At 70.2% G+C, this 15,713-nt stretch carries 16 protein-coding genes; 9 read left to right on the forward strand and 7 right to left on the reverse strand.

Annotated features, from left to right (window positions below):
* Positions 1-70: 70 nt before the first annotated feature.
* The 8 genes from ptsN (at position 71) to DFQ59_RS08575 (ending at position 5,373) form a co-directional block, all read left to right on the forward strand.
* A complete protein-coding gene (ptsN, locus tag DFQ59_RS08545) occupies positions 71-568 on the forward strand; it encodes a PTS IIA-like nitrogen regulatory protein PtsN (protein WP_114279281.1) in 498 nt (165 codons plus the stop codon).
* A complete protein-coding gene (gene hprK, locus DFQ59_RS08550; RefSeq protein ID WP_114279282.1) occupies positions 534-1,460 on the forward strand; it encodes an HPr(Ser) kinase/phosphatase in 927 nt (308 codons plus the stop codon). The genes ptsN and hprK overlap by 35 nt, the downstream gene beginning before the upstream one ends.
* Positions 1,457-2,317, forward strand: coding sequence for an RNase adapter RapZ (gene rapZ, locus DFQ59_RS08555; RefSeq protein WP_114279283.1), 861 nt, complete (start codon positions 1,457-1,459; stop codon positions 2,315-2,317). The genes hprK and rapZ overlap by 4 nt, the downstream gene beginning before the upstream one ends.
* Positions 2,314-2,733 (forward strand): PTS sugar transporter subunit IIA, encoded by a 420-nt coding sequence (locus DFQ59_RS08560; RefSeq protein ID WP_114279284.1) that lies wholly within the window; start codon positions 2,314-2,316, stop codon positions 2,731-2,733. The genes rapZ and DFQ59_RS08560 overlap by 4 nt, the downstream gene beginning before the upstream one ends.
* On the forward strand, positions 2,733-3,002 hold the full coding sequence (locus DFQ59_RS08565; protein WP_114279285.1) for an HPr family phosphocarrier protein: 270 nt from the start codon (positions 2,733-2,735) through the stop codon (positions 3,000-3,002). Before DFQ59_RS08560 ends, DFQ59_RS08565 begins: the two co-directional genes overlap by 1 nt.
* 264 nt (positions 3,003-3,266) lie before the next feature.
* Positions 3,267-4,625: a magnesium transporter gene (mgtE, locus tag DFQ59_RS08570; RefSeq protein WP_114279286.1), complete on the forward strand. Its 1,359-nt coding sequence runs from the start codon at positions 3,267-3,269 to the stop codon at positions 4,623-4,625.
* Between the two features lie 69 nt (positions 4,626-4,694).
* On the forward strand, positions 4,695-4,868 hold the full coding sequence (locus tag DFQ59_RS19810; RefSeq protein WP_170142093.1) for a hypothetical protein: 174 nt from the start codon (positions 4,695-4,697) through the stop codon (positions 4,866-4,868).
* The gene (locus tag DFQ59_RS08575) at positions 4,861-5,373 is read left to right on the forward strand and encodes a cytochrome b/b6 domain-containing protein (RefSeq protein ID WP_170142094.1); all 513 of its coding nucleotides are present in this window, start codon (positions 4,861-4,863) and stop codon (positions 5,371-5,373) included. Before DFQ59_RS19810 ends, DFQ59_RS08575 begins: the two co-directional genes overlap by 8 nt.
* A gap of 245 nt (positions 5,374-5,618) precedes the next feature.
* Here DFQ59_RS08575 and DFQ59_RS08580 read toward each other — a convergent pair whose 3' ends face one another.
* The 7 genes from DFQ59_RS08580 to DFQ59_RS08610 form a co-directional block, all read right to left on the reverse strand.
* Positions 5,619-6,449 carry a carbon-nitrogen hydrolase family protein gene (locus DFQ59_RS08580; RefSeq protein ID WP_114279288.1) on the reverse strand — a complete coding sequence of 277 codons (831 nt, stop codon included), beginning with the start codon at positions 6,447-6,449 and terminating at the stop codon, positions 5,619-5,621.
* A 129-nt stretch (positions 6,450-6,578) separates the two neighbouring features.
* Positions 6,579-10,412, reverse strand: coding sequence for a YhdP family protein (locus tag DFQ59_RS08585; RefSeq protein ID WP_170142095.1), 3,834 nt, complete (start codon positions 10,410-10,412; stop codon positions 6,579-6,581).
* A gap of 66 nt (positions 10,413-10,478) precedes the next feature.
* Positions 10,479-11,951 carry a ribonuclease G gene (gene rng, locus DFQ59_RS08590; RefSeq protein ID WP_114279290.1) on the reverse strand — a complete coding sequence of 491 codons (1,473 nt, stop codon included), beginning with the start codon at positions 11,949-11,951 and terminating at the stop codon, positions 10,479-10,481.
* 54 nt (positions 11,952-12,005) lie between these two features.
* Positions 12,006-12,599, reverse strand: coding sequence for a Maf family protein (locus DFQ59_RS08595; RefSeq protein WP_114279291.1), 594 nt, complete (start codon positions 12,597-12,599; stop codon positions 12,006-12,008).
* Positions 12,600-12,699: 100 nt separating this feature from the next.
* Positions 12,700-13,188, reverse strand: coding sequence for a rod shape-determining protein MreD (mreD, locus tag DFQ59_RS08600; protein WP_114279292.1), 489 nt, complete (start codon positions 13,186-13,188; stop codon positions 12,700-12,702).
* Positions 13,185-14,114 carry a rod shape-determining protein MreC gene (gene mreC / locus DFQ59_RS08605; protein WP_114279293.1) on the reverse strand — a complete coding sequence of 310 codons (930 nt, stop codon included), beginning with the start codon at positions 14,112-14,114 and terminating at the stop codon, positions 13,185-13,187. The genes mreD and mreC overlap by 4 nt, the downstream gene beginning before the upstream one ends.
* Before the next feature lie 81 nt (positions 14,115-14,195).
* The gene (locus DFQ59_RS08610) at positions 14,196-15,242 is read right to left on the reverse strand and encodes a rod shape-determining protein (RefSeq protein ID WP_114279294.1); all 1,047 of its coding nucleotides are present in this window, start codon (positions 15,240-15,242) and stop codon (positions 14,196-14,198) included.
* Positions 15,243-15,368: 126 nt separating this feature from the next.
* Between DFQ59_RS08610 and gatC the strand changes: the two genes are divergently transcribed.
* Positions 15,369-15,656 (forward strand): Asp-tRNA(Asn)/Glu-tRNA(Gln) amidotransferase subunit GatC, encoded by a 288-nt coding sequence (gene gatC / locus DFQ59_RS08615; RefSeq protein ID WP_114279295.1) that lies wholly within the window; start codon positions 15,369-15,371, stop codon positions 15,654-15,656.
* Positions 15,657-15,713: the final 57 nt, after the last annotated feature.

Raw genomic sequence — 15,713 nt, forward strand, 5'->3', positions numbered from 1 at the left:
GGACCGAGACCAGTGAGAGACGCCAGACGATTGAAATCGAACGGATCGCCCCGCACAGTGACGAATCACCATGCACCTGCGTGACATCCTGACCCTCGAACGCACCGCGACCGACGTCATCGCCGGCAGCAAGAAGCGCGCGCTGGAATTCCTCGGCGGCCTGGCGGCGACTGACGAGCCGGAGCTGGACCCCACCGAGGTGTTCGAGAGCCTCATCGCCCGCGAGCGCCTCGGCAGCACCGGCATCGGCCACGGTATCGCCATTCCCCACGGACGGCTGAAGAACAGCGACCACGTCATCGGCGCGCTGGCGCACCTGCAGGAGCCCATCGACTTCGACGCCATCGACGACAAGCCGGTGGACCTGCTGTTCGCGCTGCTGGTGCCCGAGAACGCCACCGAGGAGCACCTCGAGGTCCTGGCACGGCTGGCCCAGCTGTTCAGCGACGAAGAGGCCCGGCAACGGCTGCGCGAGGCACCCGACGCGGCAGCGCTGCTCCAGACGATCCTGAGTTACGAGGCCGCCGAAACGGATGCCCCGGACGATCAGCATACAAAACCTGTTTGAAGTCCAGCAGGAGAATCTCTGCCTCACCTGGATTGCCGGCCAGGCCGGCGGCGAACGTTCCCTGAGCCTCCCGGATCTCCCCGTGACCGGGCTCGCGGGCTTCTACAACCCGATACATCCCCACGCGATTCCCCTGCTGACCGACGCCGAGCTGGCGTGGCTGGAGCGGGAGGCGGATCCGGCCCGGGATCCGTTCGCGGCACCGGCGGTCCTCGCCATCCTGACGGGGGACGGCGCGCCCCCGCCCCGGCTGGTGGAGCACGCGGAGCGGAGCGGATTTCCCCTGTTCAGCTCCCGCCTGGAACCCCGGCGGCTGATCAACCGTCTCAACTTCTATCTCACCCAGTCCCTCTCGGCGCGCATCACCGTCCACGGCGTGTTCATGGAGGTGCTGGGCGCCGGTGTGCTGCTCAGCGGCGAGAGCGGCATCGGCAAGAGCGAACTGGCCCTCGCCCTGCTCAGCCGCGGGCACCGGCTCATCGCCGACGATGCCCCGGAGTTCGCCAATACCGTTCCGCGCATGCTGGTGGGCTACTGCCCGGAGCCGCTGCACGACTTCCTTGAAGTTCGCGGACTGGGCATACTCAACGTGCGGGCCATGTTCGGCGACAGCGCCCTGGCACCGGAGCATGTACTGGACCTGGTGATACACCTCAAGGAGATGGAAGGCCATGAACTCGCGGCCATCGACCGGCTGCACGGCGTCCAGCGCCGCCGCGAAATGCTCGGCATCGAGGTGCCCGAGGTGACCATTCCGGTGGCGGAGGGACGCAACCTGGCGGTGCTGGTGGAGGCCGCCGTGCGCAACGAGCTGCTCAAGAGCCGGGGCTACGACGCCGGCACCGAGTTCATCGAACGCCAGCGGGCCCACATCGAGCGGGGACCGGCATGAACCTGGTGGTCATCAGCGGTCTGTCGGGCTCGGGCAAGAGCATCGCCCTGCAGACCCTGGAGGACCTGGAGTACTACTGCGTGGACAACCTCCCGGTCGGCCTGCTGCCGGCCCTGGCCGAGCAGCTCAGCGAAGCCGGCGCCCTGCCCCGCGGCGGGCGGACCGCGGTGAGCATCGACGCGCGCAACCTGCCCGCCGACCTGGCCCGCTTCCCGGAGATCCTGGCCGCGGTCAAGGCCCGCGGCCTGGGCTGTCAGATCATCTTCCTCGACGCCGAAAACCCGGTGCTGCTGAAGCGCTTCAGCGAAACCCGCCGGCGCCATCCCCTGAGCCGCGGCGACCTGCCCCTGCGCGAGGCCATCGACCGCGAGCGGGAGCTGCTCGGCTCCATCGCCTCCCTGGCCGATCTGCGGGTGGACACCAGCGCGCTCAACATCTACCAGCTGCGCGACATCATCCGCGAACGGGTGGCGGGCAAGCGGATCGGGGAACTGTCGCTGCTGTTCCAGTCCTTCGGCTACAAGCGCGGCATCCCCACCGATACCGACATCGTCTTCGACGTGCGCTGCCTGCCCAACCCCTACTGGGAGCCGACCCTGCGCCGGCTCACCGGCGAAGACGCGGAGGTCATCGCGTTTCTGGAGGCGCACCCGGAGGTGAACGCCATGTACAACCAGATCCGCGACTTTCTGGAATACTGGATCCCGGCCTTCGAGACCAACAACCGCAGCTACCTCACGGTCTCCATCGGCTGCACCGGAGGCCACCACCGTTCCGTCTACCTGGTCTCGCGCCTGTCCCGCCATTTCCGCGGCCAGCGCGACAACGTACAGACCCGCCACAGGGAGCTCTCATGACTGTCGGACTCCTGGTGATCACCCACAACCGCATCGGCGAGGAGCTGCTCTCCAGCGCCGTCGGCACCCTGGGCATCTGCCCGCTCTGCACCGAGACGCTGGTGGTCCGCTCCGACTGCGACCCCGACCAGCTGCGGGAAGAGGCCCGGGCCCAGCTGCAGCGCCTGGACCAGGGCGACGGCGTGCTGGTGCTCACCGACATCTACGGCTCCACGCCGAGCAACATCGCCCACTCCCTGCTCGACCCGAAAGGGGTGCGGGTGGTTTCCGGCGTGAACCTGCCCATGCTCCTGCGGGTTCTCAACTACCCCCAGCTCAATCTCGACGAACTGGCCCAGAAGGCCCTGAGCGGCGGGCGCGACGGCATCATCGACTGCTGCCCGGAGGAGAAACGCGCACCCCGCGCCCTGCCCTGATGCCCACCCTGCAGACCACCATCATCAACAAGCTGGGCCTGCACGCCCGCGCCGCCGCCAAGTTCGTCAAGACCGCCTCCGCCTTCGAATCCAGCGTCACCCTGCGCCGCGGCGAGCGCGAGGTGAACGGCAAAAGCATCCTCGGCGTGATGATGCTCGCCGCCAGCCGCGGCACCGAGGTGGAGATCGACGCCGAGGGCCCCGACGCCGACGCCGCCCTCGAAGCCCTCCGGACCCTCATCGACGAGCGCTTCGGCGAAGCGGAGTAGGCGTACAGCCCACCCGCCTCGTCACGGCTCTTCTTTCTCTGACCGCAGATTCACGCCATTGGCGTGAATCAATAGTCCGGGTCCGCAATTCGAAAACAGTTGCAGCAACGAAAATCGCGTTAATCTGCGGTTAGAAAAATCGTGTCCGTACTGGCTGAACAGCCCTCCTCCCCGGCTGCGTTTTGGTCCCCGGTGCTATAAACTCGACAACGCCCGCACCCGGCGGCGCATGCGTTCCGCGCCGCCAAGCCCCCAGAGGCCGCCATGACGGACACCAGCCCACAGGACCGCACCGAAGCCCGGCTGCACTCGCTGAGCAACGCGCTCGAAAGCGGTGCATTCCTGCCGGTGCGCCGCATGCTCAACACCCTGCATGCGGCCGAAGTGGCCCACCTGCTGGAGTCCATGCCGCCCAAGGAGCGCCACGTGCTCTGGGGCCTGCTCCGCGAGGAGCGCCACGGCGACATCCTCCAGTACCTCGGCGAAGAGGTGCGCGCGGCCTTCCTGCGCGAGATGGACCCCCAGGCCCTGGCCGCGGCCACCGAAGGCCTGGACGTGGACGACATCGTCGACATCCTCCAGGACCTCCCCGGCGCGGTCATCCACGAAGTCCTGCAGTCGATGGACGAGCAGGACCGCCAGCGGGTCGCCAAGGCCCTGTCCTACGACGAAGACACCGCCGGCGGCCTGATGAACACCGACACCCTGACGGTGCGGGCCGACGTGACGCTGGACGTGGTGCTGCGCTACCTGCGCCTGCGGGGCGAGATCCCGGAGATGACCGACAACCTCATCGTGGTGGATCGCCAGGACAACTACCTGGGGGTGCTGCCGCTGTCGGATCTCCTCACCCGGGATCCCGACCTCTCCGTGGGGGAGGTGATGAACACCGAGGTGAAGCCCATGCCGGCCGAGCTGACCGCCAGCGAGGTAGCGGCCCGGTTCGAGCGCATGGACCTGGTCTCGAGCCCGGTGGTGGACGCCAGCGGCCGGCTCATCGGGCGCATCACCGTGGACGACGTGGTGGACGTCATCCGCGACGAGGCCGAGCACTCCCTGCTGGGCATGGCCGGCCTGGGCGAGGACGAGGACACCTTCGCCCCCATCCTGCCGAGCGCCCGGCGCCGCGCCGTATGGCTGGGCATCAACCTGCTCACCGCCTTCGCCGCCGCCTGGGTCATCGGCCTGTTCGAGAAGACCATCGCCCAGGTGGTGGCCCTGGCCGTGCTCATGCCCATCGTGGCCAGCATGGGCGGCATCGCCGGCAGCCAGACCCTGACCCTGGCCATCCGCGCCATGGCGCTGGGCCAGCTGGTGGAGAGCAACGTCCGCTGGCTGGTATTCAAGGAGCTGGCGGTGGTCGCCCTCAACAGCCTGGTCTGGGCCGCCGTGGTGGCGGCGGTCGCCGTGTGGTGGTTCGGGGATCCGCGCCTGGGCTGGCTCATCGCCGCGGCCATCGTCATCAATCTCGTCATCGCCGCCCTCAGCGGCGTGCTCCTGCCGCTGGCCATGCGCCGCATGGGCATCGACCCGGCGCTCGCCGGCAGCGTGGTCCTCACCACCGTCACCGACGTGGTGGGCTTCTTCGCCTTCCTCGGCCTCGCCACCCTGTTCCTGCTCTGAGCCTTTCAGCATCGATTCAGGCGGGTCCGCTAAGGTGTCCCCAACGCTGACTCAAGGGAGACCGACACCATGTTCCGCAAGGCTTTCACTCTGGTGCTGCTGGGGGTCCTGCTGGTGGGCGCCGCGGCGGTGACCTACGGCACCTTCTTCGACCGCGGATTCGCCGCCAGCGCCGCCGGTGTGCTGGGCGCCGGGGATCACGACGCTGACGACGACCATGGGCACGACGATGACGATGACTGAGGCGCGCCTGCCGAAGGCCTTCGACCTGCTCCTGGTCTGGCACGGCCTGTTCGCCGGCGCCTACACCATCGCCTATCTCACAGCCGATGGCGCCCGGGGCCTGCACCAGTTCGCGGGCTACACCCTCCTCGGCCTGCTGACGATTAGGCTGCTGCTGGCGGCCACTGTCCCGGAACGCAGTCCCTGGTCCCTGCCCTGGCCGAAGGCGGCGCTGTGGCGCAGCTTCGGCCGCAAGCTGGGCGGCGGGGATCTCTCGGCGCTGCGCGGCCGCACGCCCCTGGCGCCGCTGTCGGGGCTGGCGCTGCTGGCCATGCTGACGGGGGTCGGTTTGAGCGGCCTGGCCGCCGACTGGTGGGAGTGGGAGGACCTGCACGAGGGGCTCGCCGAAGGCTCCCTGACCGTGGTCCTGGTCCACGTCGCCCTCGTCTCGCTGGGCCCCGCCCTGCGCAAGCTGGGCGAGGCCCAGGCCGGCCCGAGGCGCACCACCGCCCCGCGCAACGCCTGATCCGTGGAGACGAACCCGTAGTCGTGAAGGTCTTTTCGGTTATCCGCAGATTACGCAGATTACACAGATGTTTTGTGTTGAGTTGATGTGCAGGTGGCCAACCTGATGACCGACCTGGAACATGCGCGTGGCGGATCGCGCTGACCCACCGAAGCGCGGATTGTCGACGGGCAACCCCGCTATCGACAACCAAATCCGCGTAATCTGCGTAATCTGCGGATAAAAAAATGTTCCCGGAGACCGGCTCAGGCCTCCGTGCCCTCGCAGCCGAGGCGGCGGTGCTCGGCGACGGGGAAGTTGCGGCGGATGTCGCGGACCCGTTCCAGGTTCACCTCGCCGAGGACCACGCCGGAGCCGCGGGGGAGGCGGTCCAGCACGCCGCCCCAGGGCTCCACGATCATGCTGTCGCCGTGGGTTTCGCGGCCATTGAAGTGGTAGCCGCCCTGGGCCGAGGCCACCACGTAGCAGAAGTTCTCGATGGCCCGCGCCCGCACCAGCACCTCCCAGTGGGCACGGCCGGTGATGGCGGTGAAGGCCGCCGGCAGGGCCAGGATCTCCATGCCCCGGGCGAACAGGCCGCGGAACAGCTCCGGGAAGCGCAGATCGTAGCAGACCGCCAGCCCGAGACGCCCGAACGGGGTGTCGATCACGGTCAGCCCGTCACCGGGCTCGATGGTCCGGGACTCGGTGTAGGATTCGGCGCTCTCGGTGATGCGCACATCGAACAGGTGCATCTTGTCGTAACGCGCCACCCGCTCGCCGCTGCTGTCGTAGACCAGGCAGGCCGCGCGCACCTTCCCCGGGACCGAGGCTTCGAGCGGAATCGTGCCCCCCACCAGCCAGACGCCGTGGCGCCGGGCCTGCTCGGCCAGGAAGGCCTGGATCGGCCCCCGTCCCTCCGGCTCCCGCACCGCCACCTTGTCGGTCTCCTGCATGCCCATGATGGCGAAGTTCTCGGGCAGCACCACCAGCCTCGCATCCGCCTCGGCGGCCTTGGTGATCAGGCGCTCGGCCTCGTAGAGGTTGGCGGTCACGTTGGGCCCGGAGGCCATCTGCACGGCGGCGACTTTCGTCACGGCGACTCCTTAGCGATCAGTCCGGCACGGAGACGGAAGCATATCACCACCGACGCCGATGGTGATCCGGTTCCGGCGTGCCGATGCGCCCGCAATCAACGACCATCATGCCCATCCGCGGTTCCATCCTCAGCGCTGGTCGCCCGGGCCGCCGGGGCGGTCCTCCTCGTGCTGCATGCGCACCATCTCGGGATCGTCCCAGGTGCCCTTGAGGGAGTACTGGGCACGGGTGATCTGCTCGATCTGGGTCTGGAAGACCTTCTGCAGCACCAGCACCGCGGCGCCGGCCACGGGCCCGCCGGCGATGGCGCCGGCCACCGACAGGCTGCCGCCCAGCTCGGGGGTGACGGTAATCACCTGGTCGTAGTCCCGGGCCACCAGGCCGGTGCGGCCCGCCACCTCGATGCGCGCCGAGGGGCCCTTGATGTAGAAGTCGTTGGTATAGGCATTGCCCCCATCGAGGGTGAAGTGGCCCTCCATGCGGTCGAAGGCGAAGCCCTCCTTCACCAGGTCGCTGAAGTCCAGCGACAGCCGCCGGCGCAGGGCGGGCAGGCTGAGCAGGCCGAACACCCGGCCCACGCCCGGCTGCACGTCCTCGAGCTGCCCCTCGTCCACGCGCAGGGAAATCCCGCCGTCCACCCGCGCGAGCGCGAAATCGCCCGGGCCACCGCTCCAGACCACCTCGAAGTCGCCCCGGCCCTTGCCCTCGTTGATGCCCACCGCGAATCCGAGGCTCGCCAGCGCCTTGCCGGTATTTCCCGCGGAAAAATGGCCCTTCAGGCGCATCCACTGCCGGCCGCCGGCTTCCCGGCGCCAGTCGCCGGTGACGTCGAGCGCCAGGGCGCCGCCCTCCAGCTTCAGGGTCTCCAGCTGGAGCCCGTCGGCGCCCGGCGCGGTATTCAGGATCAGCGTCCCCAGCTCCCGCCCGTCGTAGACCAGGGTGGTGCAACGCAGGGCCAGGGGCGGCAGGCCGGCGGGGTCGATCGGCTCCGCGGCCTGTCCGGCCGGGGACGGGGCGGCCGGCGGCCACACGAGCCGCTCCAGTCCGATGCCCAGCGGCGCCGAGCGGTCCGCCGGGATGGCCACGGTGCCCTGCACCTGCGGCCCGTCCAGGGTGGTCCGCCAGCCCCCATCCTCCCCCGGGACCAGCACCACCCCCACCTGCTCGAACGATCGCCCGAGCGCCACCAGCGTACCCACCCGCAGGTCCAGGCGCGTCAGGCCCGGCCCACCCCCGTTCCCGCCGCTCTCCAGCAAGCCCGTCCAGTCGTCCAGCGCCGCCCGCTCCAGCCGGCCGCTCACGGTCAGTCCGGGGGTCGCGGGGAGCTCCGCCTCGCCTCCCAGCACCACGGCCACCGCCTCCGGGCCGGGTTTCAGCCGTCCGGCGACCGTGGCGAGTCCGCCATAATCGGCGCGCAGGATGCGCTCCCCGGCGCCCAGGGAGAGGGTCAGCTCCAGGGGGCGCCGGGACGCGGCCGGCTTGCCGAGGGGCTCCGGCAGGGTCACCGCGACCCCCTCCAGATCCGAGTTGACGGTCAGGGTGGAGGCGAGCCGGCCGGTCTCCGGATCCTCCCGCACCGCCACCCGGGCCCGGAACGGCGCCCGCCCGTCGGTCCAGGCGAAGACCGGGTTGGGGAAGGCCTTGGCCAGGGCCTTGATCGGCATCCGGCCGCTGGCATCCACCGCGAGCCCCCCCCGGTTCCCGGCCCCGGTCGCCACCGCCAGGGTCACCGGCTGGCCCAGGTAGCGGGCCTTGAGCCCCGCGCCGGTCAGGCTTTGCCGGGTGAACGACAGCGTCCCGCCGGCCGCGTCCAGCTCGAGATCCAGGTCGCGGAAGCGCAGGGTGTTGGCGTCGAAATGGACGGCTCCCGCCACGCGCTGATCCACGCCCATGACGCGGGCCAGGGGCAGGCGCAGATCGAGATCCAGCGCTATCTCCCCCTCCACCTCGGCGGTGGAGAGATAGCGGGCGAAGCGCTCCTTGAGGGGGCTCTCGAACAGGTAGCGCAGGCCGTCGGCGCCCGGGCCCCGGGTGCGCCCCTTCACCTCCAGGACCGCCGGCTTGGCATGCAGATCGGCGATGGTGGCGCGGGCCGACTCGATGCGGCTGTCGAAGATGCGCCCGTCGCTGGCCCGGATCTCCATTCCCCGGCCCAGGAAGGCCAGCTCGGCGCGGATGCCTTCCAGGCGCGGCCAGCCCGGCGTGTAGTCGAGGACGAAATCCTCCACCTGGGCCCGCACCTCGAACCGGCCCTCGCCATGGTCGAAGGGAAAGGCCCGGAGCGGCCCCTCGATGCGCACGAAACCCTCGCTGGCCCGCCCCGAGACCAGGGACCGATCCAGCCAGGCCACGCTCTTCTCCGGCATGATGCCCACCGGCAGGTAGGACGAAACCCGGCTGCCGTCGGCATCGCGCAGCTCCGCCAGCAGGTCGAGCTCGGGACCGCCCTCCGGCGGCAGCAGCAGGTCCAGCCCGAGGCGGGGGATGCGGATGTCGTCGTTGCCGAGCAGGCCGTCACGGCTGCTGACATGCCAGCCGGCGGCATCCCGCCACCAGTTGAACCCGGCATCGATCCGGGTGAAGGCGAGAGGCTCCCGGAACAGCCGCTGCAGCTCCACCCGCACGGCGGTGCTGTCCAGCTGCAGCCAGCCCTGCCCGGGGCTGGCGACGAGCCGGCCGGACAGACCCGCCACGCCGGGCAGCCGCTCCCATTCCCGGGAGCCGAGATCCCGGAAGGCGGTGCCGATGGTCATTTCCGGCGCCCCGTCATCCCGATCGCGGAAGAGGAAATCGAGCCCCTCGAGCCAGCCCGTGGGCGCCGTGCCGCGCACCGCCGCGGCCATTCCGGGAGGCAGGTAGGCCGCGAGCCAGGGGGTGAGATCGGCCACCGCCGCCCGCTCCACCCGGACCCGCAGCTCGGCCGGCAGCGGGCCATCGCCCCAGACCAGGCGCGCCCGGGCATCGGTGGGGGGCGTGGCCCGCGCGCCCTCGGCGTAGCGCAGGCCGGAGACGGCCACATCCCAGCCGTCGGCATCCGCCAGGCGGGATAGACGCAGCTCGGAGGAGAGCGCCGCGGGCGGGGTCTCCGTGTCCCCGGGGGGGCGCAGATCATTGAGGCGGAGGCTCCCTTCGAGCGTCTCCAGCCGGCCGTTGCGCACCTCGCCCCACAGCTCGCTGCCGAGCCGGCCATCCGGCAGGGGCGGCAGCTCCCGGATCTCGGCCAGCAGCCGGCCGATGGGCAGGTTCTCCGTCTCCAGCCACAGCCGCCCGTCCCACGCCGCCATGGCATCCACGCCGCCGCGCATGTCGGCGAGGAAATGGACCCGTCCGGTCTCGGTGCCGGTCAGCACCCCCCGGCCCTCGAGCCGGTGCCGGTCGCCATCGTTGCTCAGCCCGAGGGTGAGCGCGCCCAGGTGCAGGGTGGTGCCGGTGCGCTGGTCGTGCCAGTCCAGCCCACCCTGCTCGATGAGCACGTGGGACTGGGCCATCAGCCAGGCGGCCGGCTCCGGACCGCGCCACTCCCCGCCCCCGCCGGTGGCGCCGAAGCCGGCCAGCCGCACCCCGCCGCCGGCCAGCCGCTCGAGGCCGATGCGTGCGCCCACCAGGGTCAGCCGGCTCGGCTGCAGGGTCCGTTGGCGCAGGGAGCCGATCAGGTCCACCGCGATGCGCGCCTCGCGCACCTGCACCATCACGTGCCGATCGCCGGGGTCGAGCACCTTCACGTCGCGGAGGGTGAACTCCGGCCCCCAGCGCCACCAGCGGGCGGCCACCTCGCCCACCTCCACCGGCCGGCCCACGTAGCCGCTGAGATACTCGCCCAGTTCGCCCCCCTCGCTCACCGCCCCCGGCAGCCACAGGCGCATGAAGGAGAGCCCCGCGGCGAGCAGGATGACCAGCACGGCGGAGAGAATCCAGAGCCTGGCGGCCAGGGACAGGGCGTGGTGATGCAGGCGTTTCTTCACAGTCGTTGGCTTCAACCTCGGCGAGGCGCCGTTGCCGGGACCGGCGGGGGGACCCCGCCGGAGACCCTACATGAGGACCACGTCGAACTGCTCCGTGTTGTACTGCGGCTCGGCCTGGAGCTTGATGGGCTTGCCGATGAACGACTCCAGGTCGGCCACGCTGGTGGACTCCTCGTCCACCAGCCGGTGGACCACCTCGGTGGAGGCCAGCACCAGGAAGGTGCTCACGTCGAACGCCCGCGCCTGGCGCATGATCTCCCTGAAGATCTCATAGCACACCGTCTCGGCGGTTTTCATGAAGCCGCGCCCGTTGCAGGTGGGGCAGGCGGAGCAGAGCACGTGCTCCAGGCTCTCGCGGGTGCGCTTGCGGGTCATCTCCACCAGGCCCAGGTTGGAGACCTCGCTGATGTGGCTCTTGGCGTGGTCCTTCTCCAGCGCCTTCTCCAGCGCCCGCAGCACCTGGCGCTTGTGCTCGGCATCGGTCATGTCGATGAAATCGATGATGATGATGCCGCCGAGGTTGCGCAGCCGCAGCTGGCGGGCGATGGCCTGGGCCGCCTCCAGGTTGGTCTTGAAGATGGTCTCCTCGAGGTTGCGGTGACCCACGAAGGCGCCCGTGTTGACGTCGACCGTGGTCATCGCCTCGGTCTGGTCGATGATGAGGTAGCCGCCGGACTTGAGCTGCACCTTGCGCTCCAGGGCCTTCTGGATCTCGTCCTCCACCCCGTAGAGGTCGAAGATGGGCCGCTCGCCGGTGTAGTACTCGATGCGCTCCATGAGCTGGGGCATGAACTGGCGGGCGAAGGTCTGCACCCGGACATGGGTCTCGCCCGAGTCGATGCGGACCCGCTCCACCTCGTCGCCCACCAGGTCGCGCAGGGTGCGGACCGCCAGCGGCAGGTCCTCGTGGATGATGGCGCCCGACTCGGCCTGGGCGACCCGTTCGCGCACCAGGGTCCAGAGCTTGGTGAGGAAGGTCATGTCCTCGGTCAGCTCCTGCTCGCCCACGCCCTCGGCGGCGGTGCGCACGATGAAGCCGAATTCGCAGCCCTCCGGCGCCCGCTCCTGGACCAGCTCCTTGAGGCGCAGCCGCTCGGCCTCGTCCTCGATGCGCTGGGAGATGCCCACGTGGCGCAGGTTGGACATGAGCACCAGGTAGCGGGAGGGGATGGAGACGTGGGTGGTGAGCCGCGCCCCCTTGGTGCCCAGGGGGTCCTTGATCACCTGGACGATGACGTCCTGGCCCTCCCGCAACAGGTCGGTGATGGACTCGGGCGGCCTGCAGCCCTCCACCCGCACCGCCTCCTCGGTCTCGCACTGGATGTCGGAGACGTGCAGGAACGCGGCCCGGTCCAGGCCGATGTCCACGAAGGCGGCCTGCATGCCGGGCAGGACCCGGCAGACCCGTCCCTTGTAGATGTTCCCCACCAATCCGCGACGGCTGGCGCGCTCCACGTAGACCTCCTGCAGCACGCCGTTCTCCACCACCGCCACGCGGGTCTCGCTGGGGGTGACGTTGATCAGGATCTCCTCACTCACTCCGGCCTCCGGCTACCGTCCCCTGCCTGTTGTCGTTGTAATGGGTCAAACATTTCAGCGCCGGGCGGCGGCATCCGCCACGCCGAAGCGTTCCAGCAACTCCGCGGTCTCGAACAGGGGCAGGCCCATGACACCCGAGTAGCTCCCCTCGATCCGCTCCACGAACACCGCCGCCCGGCCCTGGATGGCGTAGGCCCCGGCCTTGTCCGCCGGCTCGCCACTCGCCCAGTAGGCCTCCGCCTCGCCGGGCAGCAGGACCCGGAAACGGACCCGGGTCACCGACAGCCGGCTCTCCTCGCGCTCCCCCTCCACCAGCGCCACCCCGGAGAGCACCCGGTGTTCGCGCCCGGAGAGGCGGGCCAGCATGGCCAGGGCGTCAGCGCGGTCGCGGGGCTTGCCGAGGATGGTGTCGTCCACCACCACCGCCGTATCGGCGCCCAGCACCGGGGCCTGGACCTCCAGGGCGGCACCACCGGCCCGCGCCTTGGCCAGCGCCAGGCGCAGCACGTACTCCTCGGGCGCCTCGCCCGGGTTCACCCGCTCGGACACGGCCACCGGGCAGACCGTGTAATGAACGCCGATCTGCTCCAGCAGTTCCCGCCGGCGCGGCGAGGAGGAGGCCAGGTAGAGGGTACGCGACCGGCTCATGGGTTCAGTCCGAGTCATTCGCCGCCGGAGACGCCGGGTTCACCGCCGCCCGCGGTCGCGGCCATGCCGCAACGGTCCGGAGCGTGGCACCCCGGCGATGCTACTGCACCCCGAAACGGCGGCGCACGTCACGCAGGATGACGAACACCCAGGGCCACAGCAGCATGCTGGTCAGCGAGGGCAGCCAGTAGTCCCAGGATCGGGGCACCGCACCGGTCACCCCCAGCACCCAGAGTACCAGCATCTGGCTCAGGCCCACCAGCACCAGCACCGTGAGGGCCTGCTGCCAGACCGGAAAGACGCGGATGCGCTGGTGCAGCAGGGTCGCCAGGTAGGCCACCACCGCCAGCGCCAGGGCGTGCTGCCCCAGCAGGACGCCGTTGATGAGGTCGAGCAGCAGCCCCATCAGCCAGCCCACCCCCACTCCGATCCGGGTCGGCAGCGCCATGCACCAGTAGATGAGCACGAGCACCACCCAGGCGGGACGGTAGGGCCCGGCCCACTCCGGCAGGGGCAGGATGGTGAGCAGCAGGGCCATGAAGAAGGTGAAGGCGATGATCCCGCCGCCGCGGGGCCGGGTGACGCTCATCCGCCCCCCTCCGGCACCGGCTCGCCGGCCCCGTCCGCCCCGGACTCCAGTTGCTCCGGCCCCTCCGGCTCCGGCCCGGTCTCCGCCTCGACCGGCGCGGTCTGCGTGCGCGGCCACACCAGCAGCACCTCCCGGCTGCGGTCGAGCCGGGCGCTGGGACGGGCCGTGATGAGGGCGTAGGCCTGGCCCGGATCGTGGGTCACCTCCACCACCGTGCCCACCGGGTAGCCGGGAGGGAAGCGACCGCCGAGCCCCGAGGTGATGAGCAGATCGCCGGGGCGGATGTCGGCGGTGTCGGGAACGTGGGCCAGCTCCAGCCGGTCGATGGCGCCGGTGCCCAGCGCCACGGCGCGGATGCCGTTGCGGTTCACCTGCACCGGGATGGCATGGCTGGCGTCGGTGATGAGCAGCGCCCGGCTGGTGATGGGGCCCACCTCCACCACCTGCCCCATGACCCCCTGGGAGTCGAGCAGCGGCTGGCCCTTGAACGCCCCGTCGCGGCTGCCCTTGTTGAGGACGATCTGGTGGGTGAAGGGATCGGCGTCCACCGCCAGCAGCTCGGCGATGAGCACCCGCTCGCTCATGATCCGGCTGCCGGAGTGGAGCAGCTCGCGCAGGCGGCGGTTCTCGGACTCCAGCGCCTCCAGCTTCTGCACCTGCGCCCGCAGCAGGAGCTGCCCGGCCTTGAGGTTGGCGTTCTCGGCGATGAGGTCGCGGCGGGTGGAGAGCCCCTCGGTGAACCAGCGCCCCGCCACCACGGGGAAGTTGACCAGGTACTGGATGGGGGCGAGGACCAGGGAGAGGGCGGAACGGACGTGCGCCATCTGCGCCAGCCGGTGATCCATGGTCATCAGGACCACCGACAGCACGATCAGCAGGATCAGACGCACCCCGGTGGAGGGGCCCTGTGTGAACAGCGGTTTAATGGGAGCACCTCATCGGGCCGGCGAGGCCGTCTCGGGTTGGGCGCCGGCCTCCGGCGCCCGACGCTGGGGCGCGCAGCCCCGTTACTCGGTGCTGAACAGCTCCCCGCCGCCCTCGTCCATCATCTCCAGCGCCTTGCCGCCGCCACGGGCGACGCAGGTGAGCGGGTCCTCGGCCACGATGACCGGCAGACCCGTCTCCTCCATGAGCAGGCGGTCCAGGTCGCGCAGCAGCGCACCGCCGCCGGTGAGCACCATGCCACGCTCGGCGATGTCGGAGGCCAGCTCCGGGGGCGATTCCTCGAGGGCCGCCTTCACGGCGCTGACGATGCCGGACAGCGGTTCCTGCAGCGATTCAAGGATCTCGTTGCTGTTGAGGGTGAAGCTGCGCGGCACGCCCTCGGCCAGGTTGCGGCCGCGGACCTCGATCTCGCGCACCTCGTTGCCGGGGAAGGCGGAGCCGATCTCGTGCTTGATGCGCTCGGCGGTCGCCTCGCCGATGAGGGTGCCGTAGTTGCGGCGCACGTAGCTGACCACGGCCTCGTCGAAGCGGTCGCCGCCGATGCGCACGGAGCCGGAATAGACGATGCCGTTGAGCGAGATGATGGCCACCTCGGTGGTGCCGCCGCCGATGTCCACCACCATGGAGCCGCGCGCCTCGTGCACCGGCAGCCCGGCGCCGATGGCCGCCGCCATGGGCTCCTCGATGAGGTAGACCTCGCGCGCCCCGGCGCCGGCCGCCGACTCGCGGATGGCGCGCCGCTCCACCTGGGTGGAGCCGCAGGGCACGCATACCAGCACCCGCGGGCTGGGGCGCAGGAAGCGGTTCTCGTGCACCTTGTGGATGAAGTGCTGGAGCATCTTCTCGGTGACGTGGAAGTCGGCGATGACCCCGTCCTTCATGGGCCGGATGGCGGTGATGTTGCCCGGCGTCCGGCCGAGCATCCGCTTGGCCTCGATACCGACCGCGGCGATCGACTTCTGGCCGCCGGACCCGCGTTCCTGGCGGATGGCGACCACCGAGGGCTCGTCCAGGACGATGCCACGCCCGCGGACGTAAATGAGGGTATTGGCGGTACCCAGGTCTATGGAAAGATCGTTGGAGAACAGCCCCCGGAGGCGTCTGAACATGGAAGTGCTACATCCTGTGGATAACTTAAAGCCCACAACTCTATCAACGGGTGGGAATTTGGGCAAGCCGATGGGATGTGCTAACTTTCCGTCCTTGCATCAGGCACTGCCCAACGAGGTCCCCGCATGTCCCTGGAACGTTCCGAGGTGGAGTCCATCGCCCACCTCGCCCGGCTCGCCCTCGACGAGGCCGATATCCCCCGCTATGCCACCGAGCTGTCCAGCATCCTCGGCCTGGTGGAACAGATGAACAGCGTGGACACCCACGGCGTGGCGCCCATGGCCCATCCCCAGGATGTCCACCAGCGCCTGCGCCCCGACGCGGTCACCGAGACCGACCGGCGGGAGCAGTTCCAGCGCATCGCCCCCCAGGTGGAGAACGGCCTCTACCTGGTGCCGAAGGTCATTGAGTGAGGAGTGAGGCGCAAGGGGTGAGGCGTCGGGAGAGACACCCGGACTCCGTTCCCCCTG

Source organism: Thioalbus denitrificans (assembly GCF_003337735.1).
GTDB classification, from domain to species: Bacteria; Pseudomonadota; Gammaproteobacteria; order DSM-26407; family DSM-26407; genus Thioalbus; species Thioalbus denitrificans.

Bases quoted from the DNA above. Each gene is read 5' to 3' on its own strand.
- ptsN (WP_114279281.1), top strand. From the start codon at position 71: ATGCACCTGCGTGACATCCTGACCCTCGAACGCACCGCGACCGACGTC.
- hprK (WP_114279282.1), top strand. From the start codon at position 534: ATGCCCCGGACGATCAGCATACAAAACCTGTTTGAAGTCCAGCAGGAG.
- rapZ (WP_114279283.1), top strand. From the start codon at position 1,457: ATGAACCTGGTGGTCATCAGCGGTCTGTCGGGCTCGGGCAAGAGCATC.
- DFQ59_RS08560 (WP_114279284.1), top strand. From the start codon at position 2,314: ATGACTGTCGGACTCCTGGTGATCACCCACAACCGCATCGGCGAGGAG.
- DFQ59_RS08565 (WP_114279285.1), top strand. From the start codon at position 2,733: ATGCCCACCCTGCAGACCACCATCATCAACAAGCTGGGCCTGCACGCC.
- mgtE (WP_114279286.1), top strand. From the start codon at position 3,267: ATGACGGACACCAGCCCACAGGACCGCACCGAAGCCCGGCTGCACTCG.
- DFQ59_RS19810 (WP_170142093.1), top strand. From the start codon at position 4,695: ATGTTCCGCAAGGCTTTCACTCTGGTGCTGCTGGGGGTCCTGCTGGTG.
- DFQ59_RS08575 (WP_170142094.1), top strand. From the start codon at position 4,861: ATGACTGAGGCGCGCCTGCCGAAGGCCTTCGACCTGCTCCTGGTCTGG.
- DFQ59_RS08595 (WP_114279291.1), bottom strand. From the start codon at position 12,599: ATGAGCCGGTCGCGTACCCTCTACCTGGCCTCCTCCTCGCCGCGCCGG.
- mreD (WP_114279292.1), bottom strand. From the start codon at position 13,188: ATGAGCGTCACCCGGCCCCGCGGCGGCGGGATCATCGCCTTCACCTTC.
- DFQ59_RS08610 (WP_114279294.1), bottom strand. From the start codon at position 15,242: ATGTTCAGACGCCTCCGGGGGCTGTTCTCCAACGATCTTTCCATAGAC.
- gatC (WP_114279295.1), top strand. From the start codon at position 15,369: ATGTCCCTGGAACGTTCCGAGGTGGAGTCCATCGCCCACCTCGCCCGG.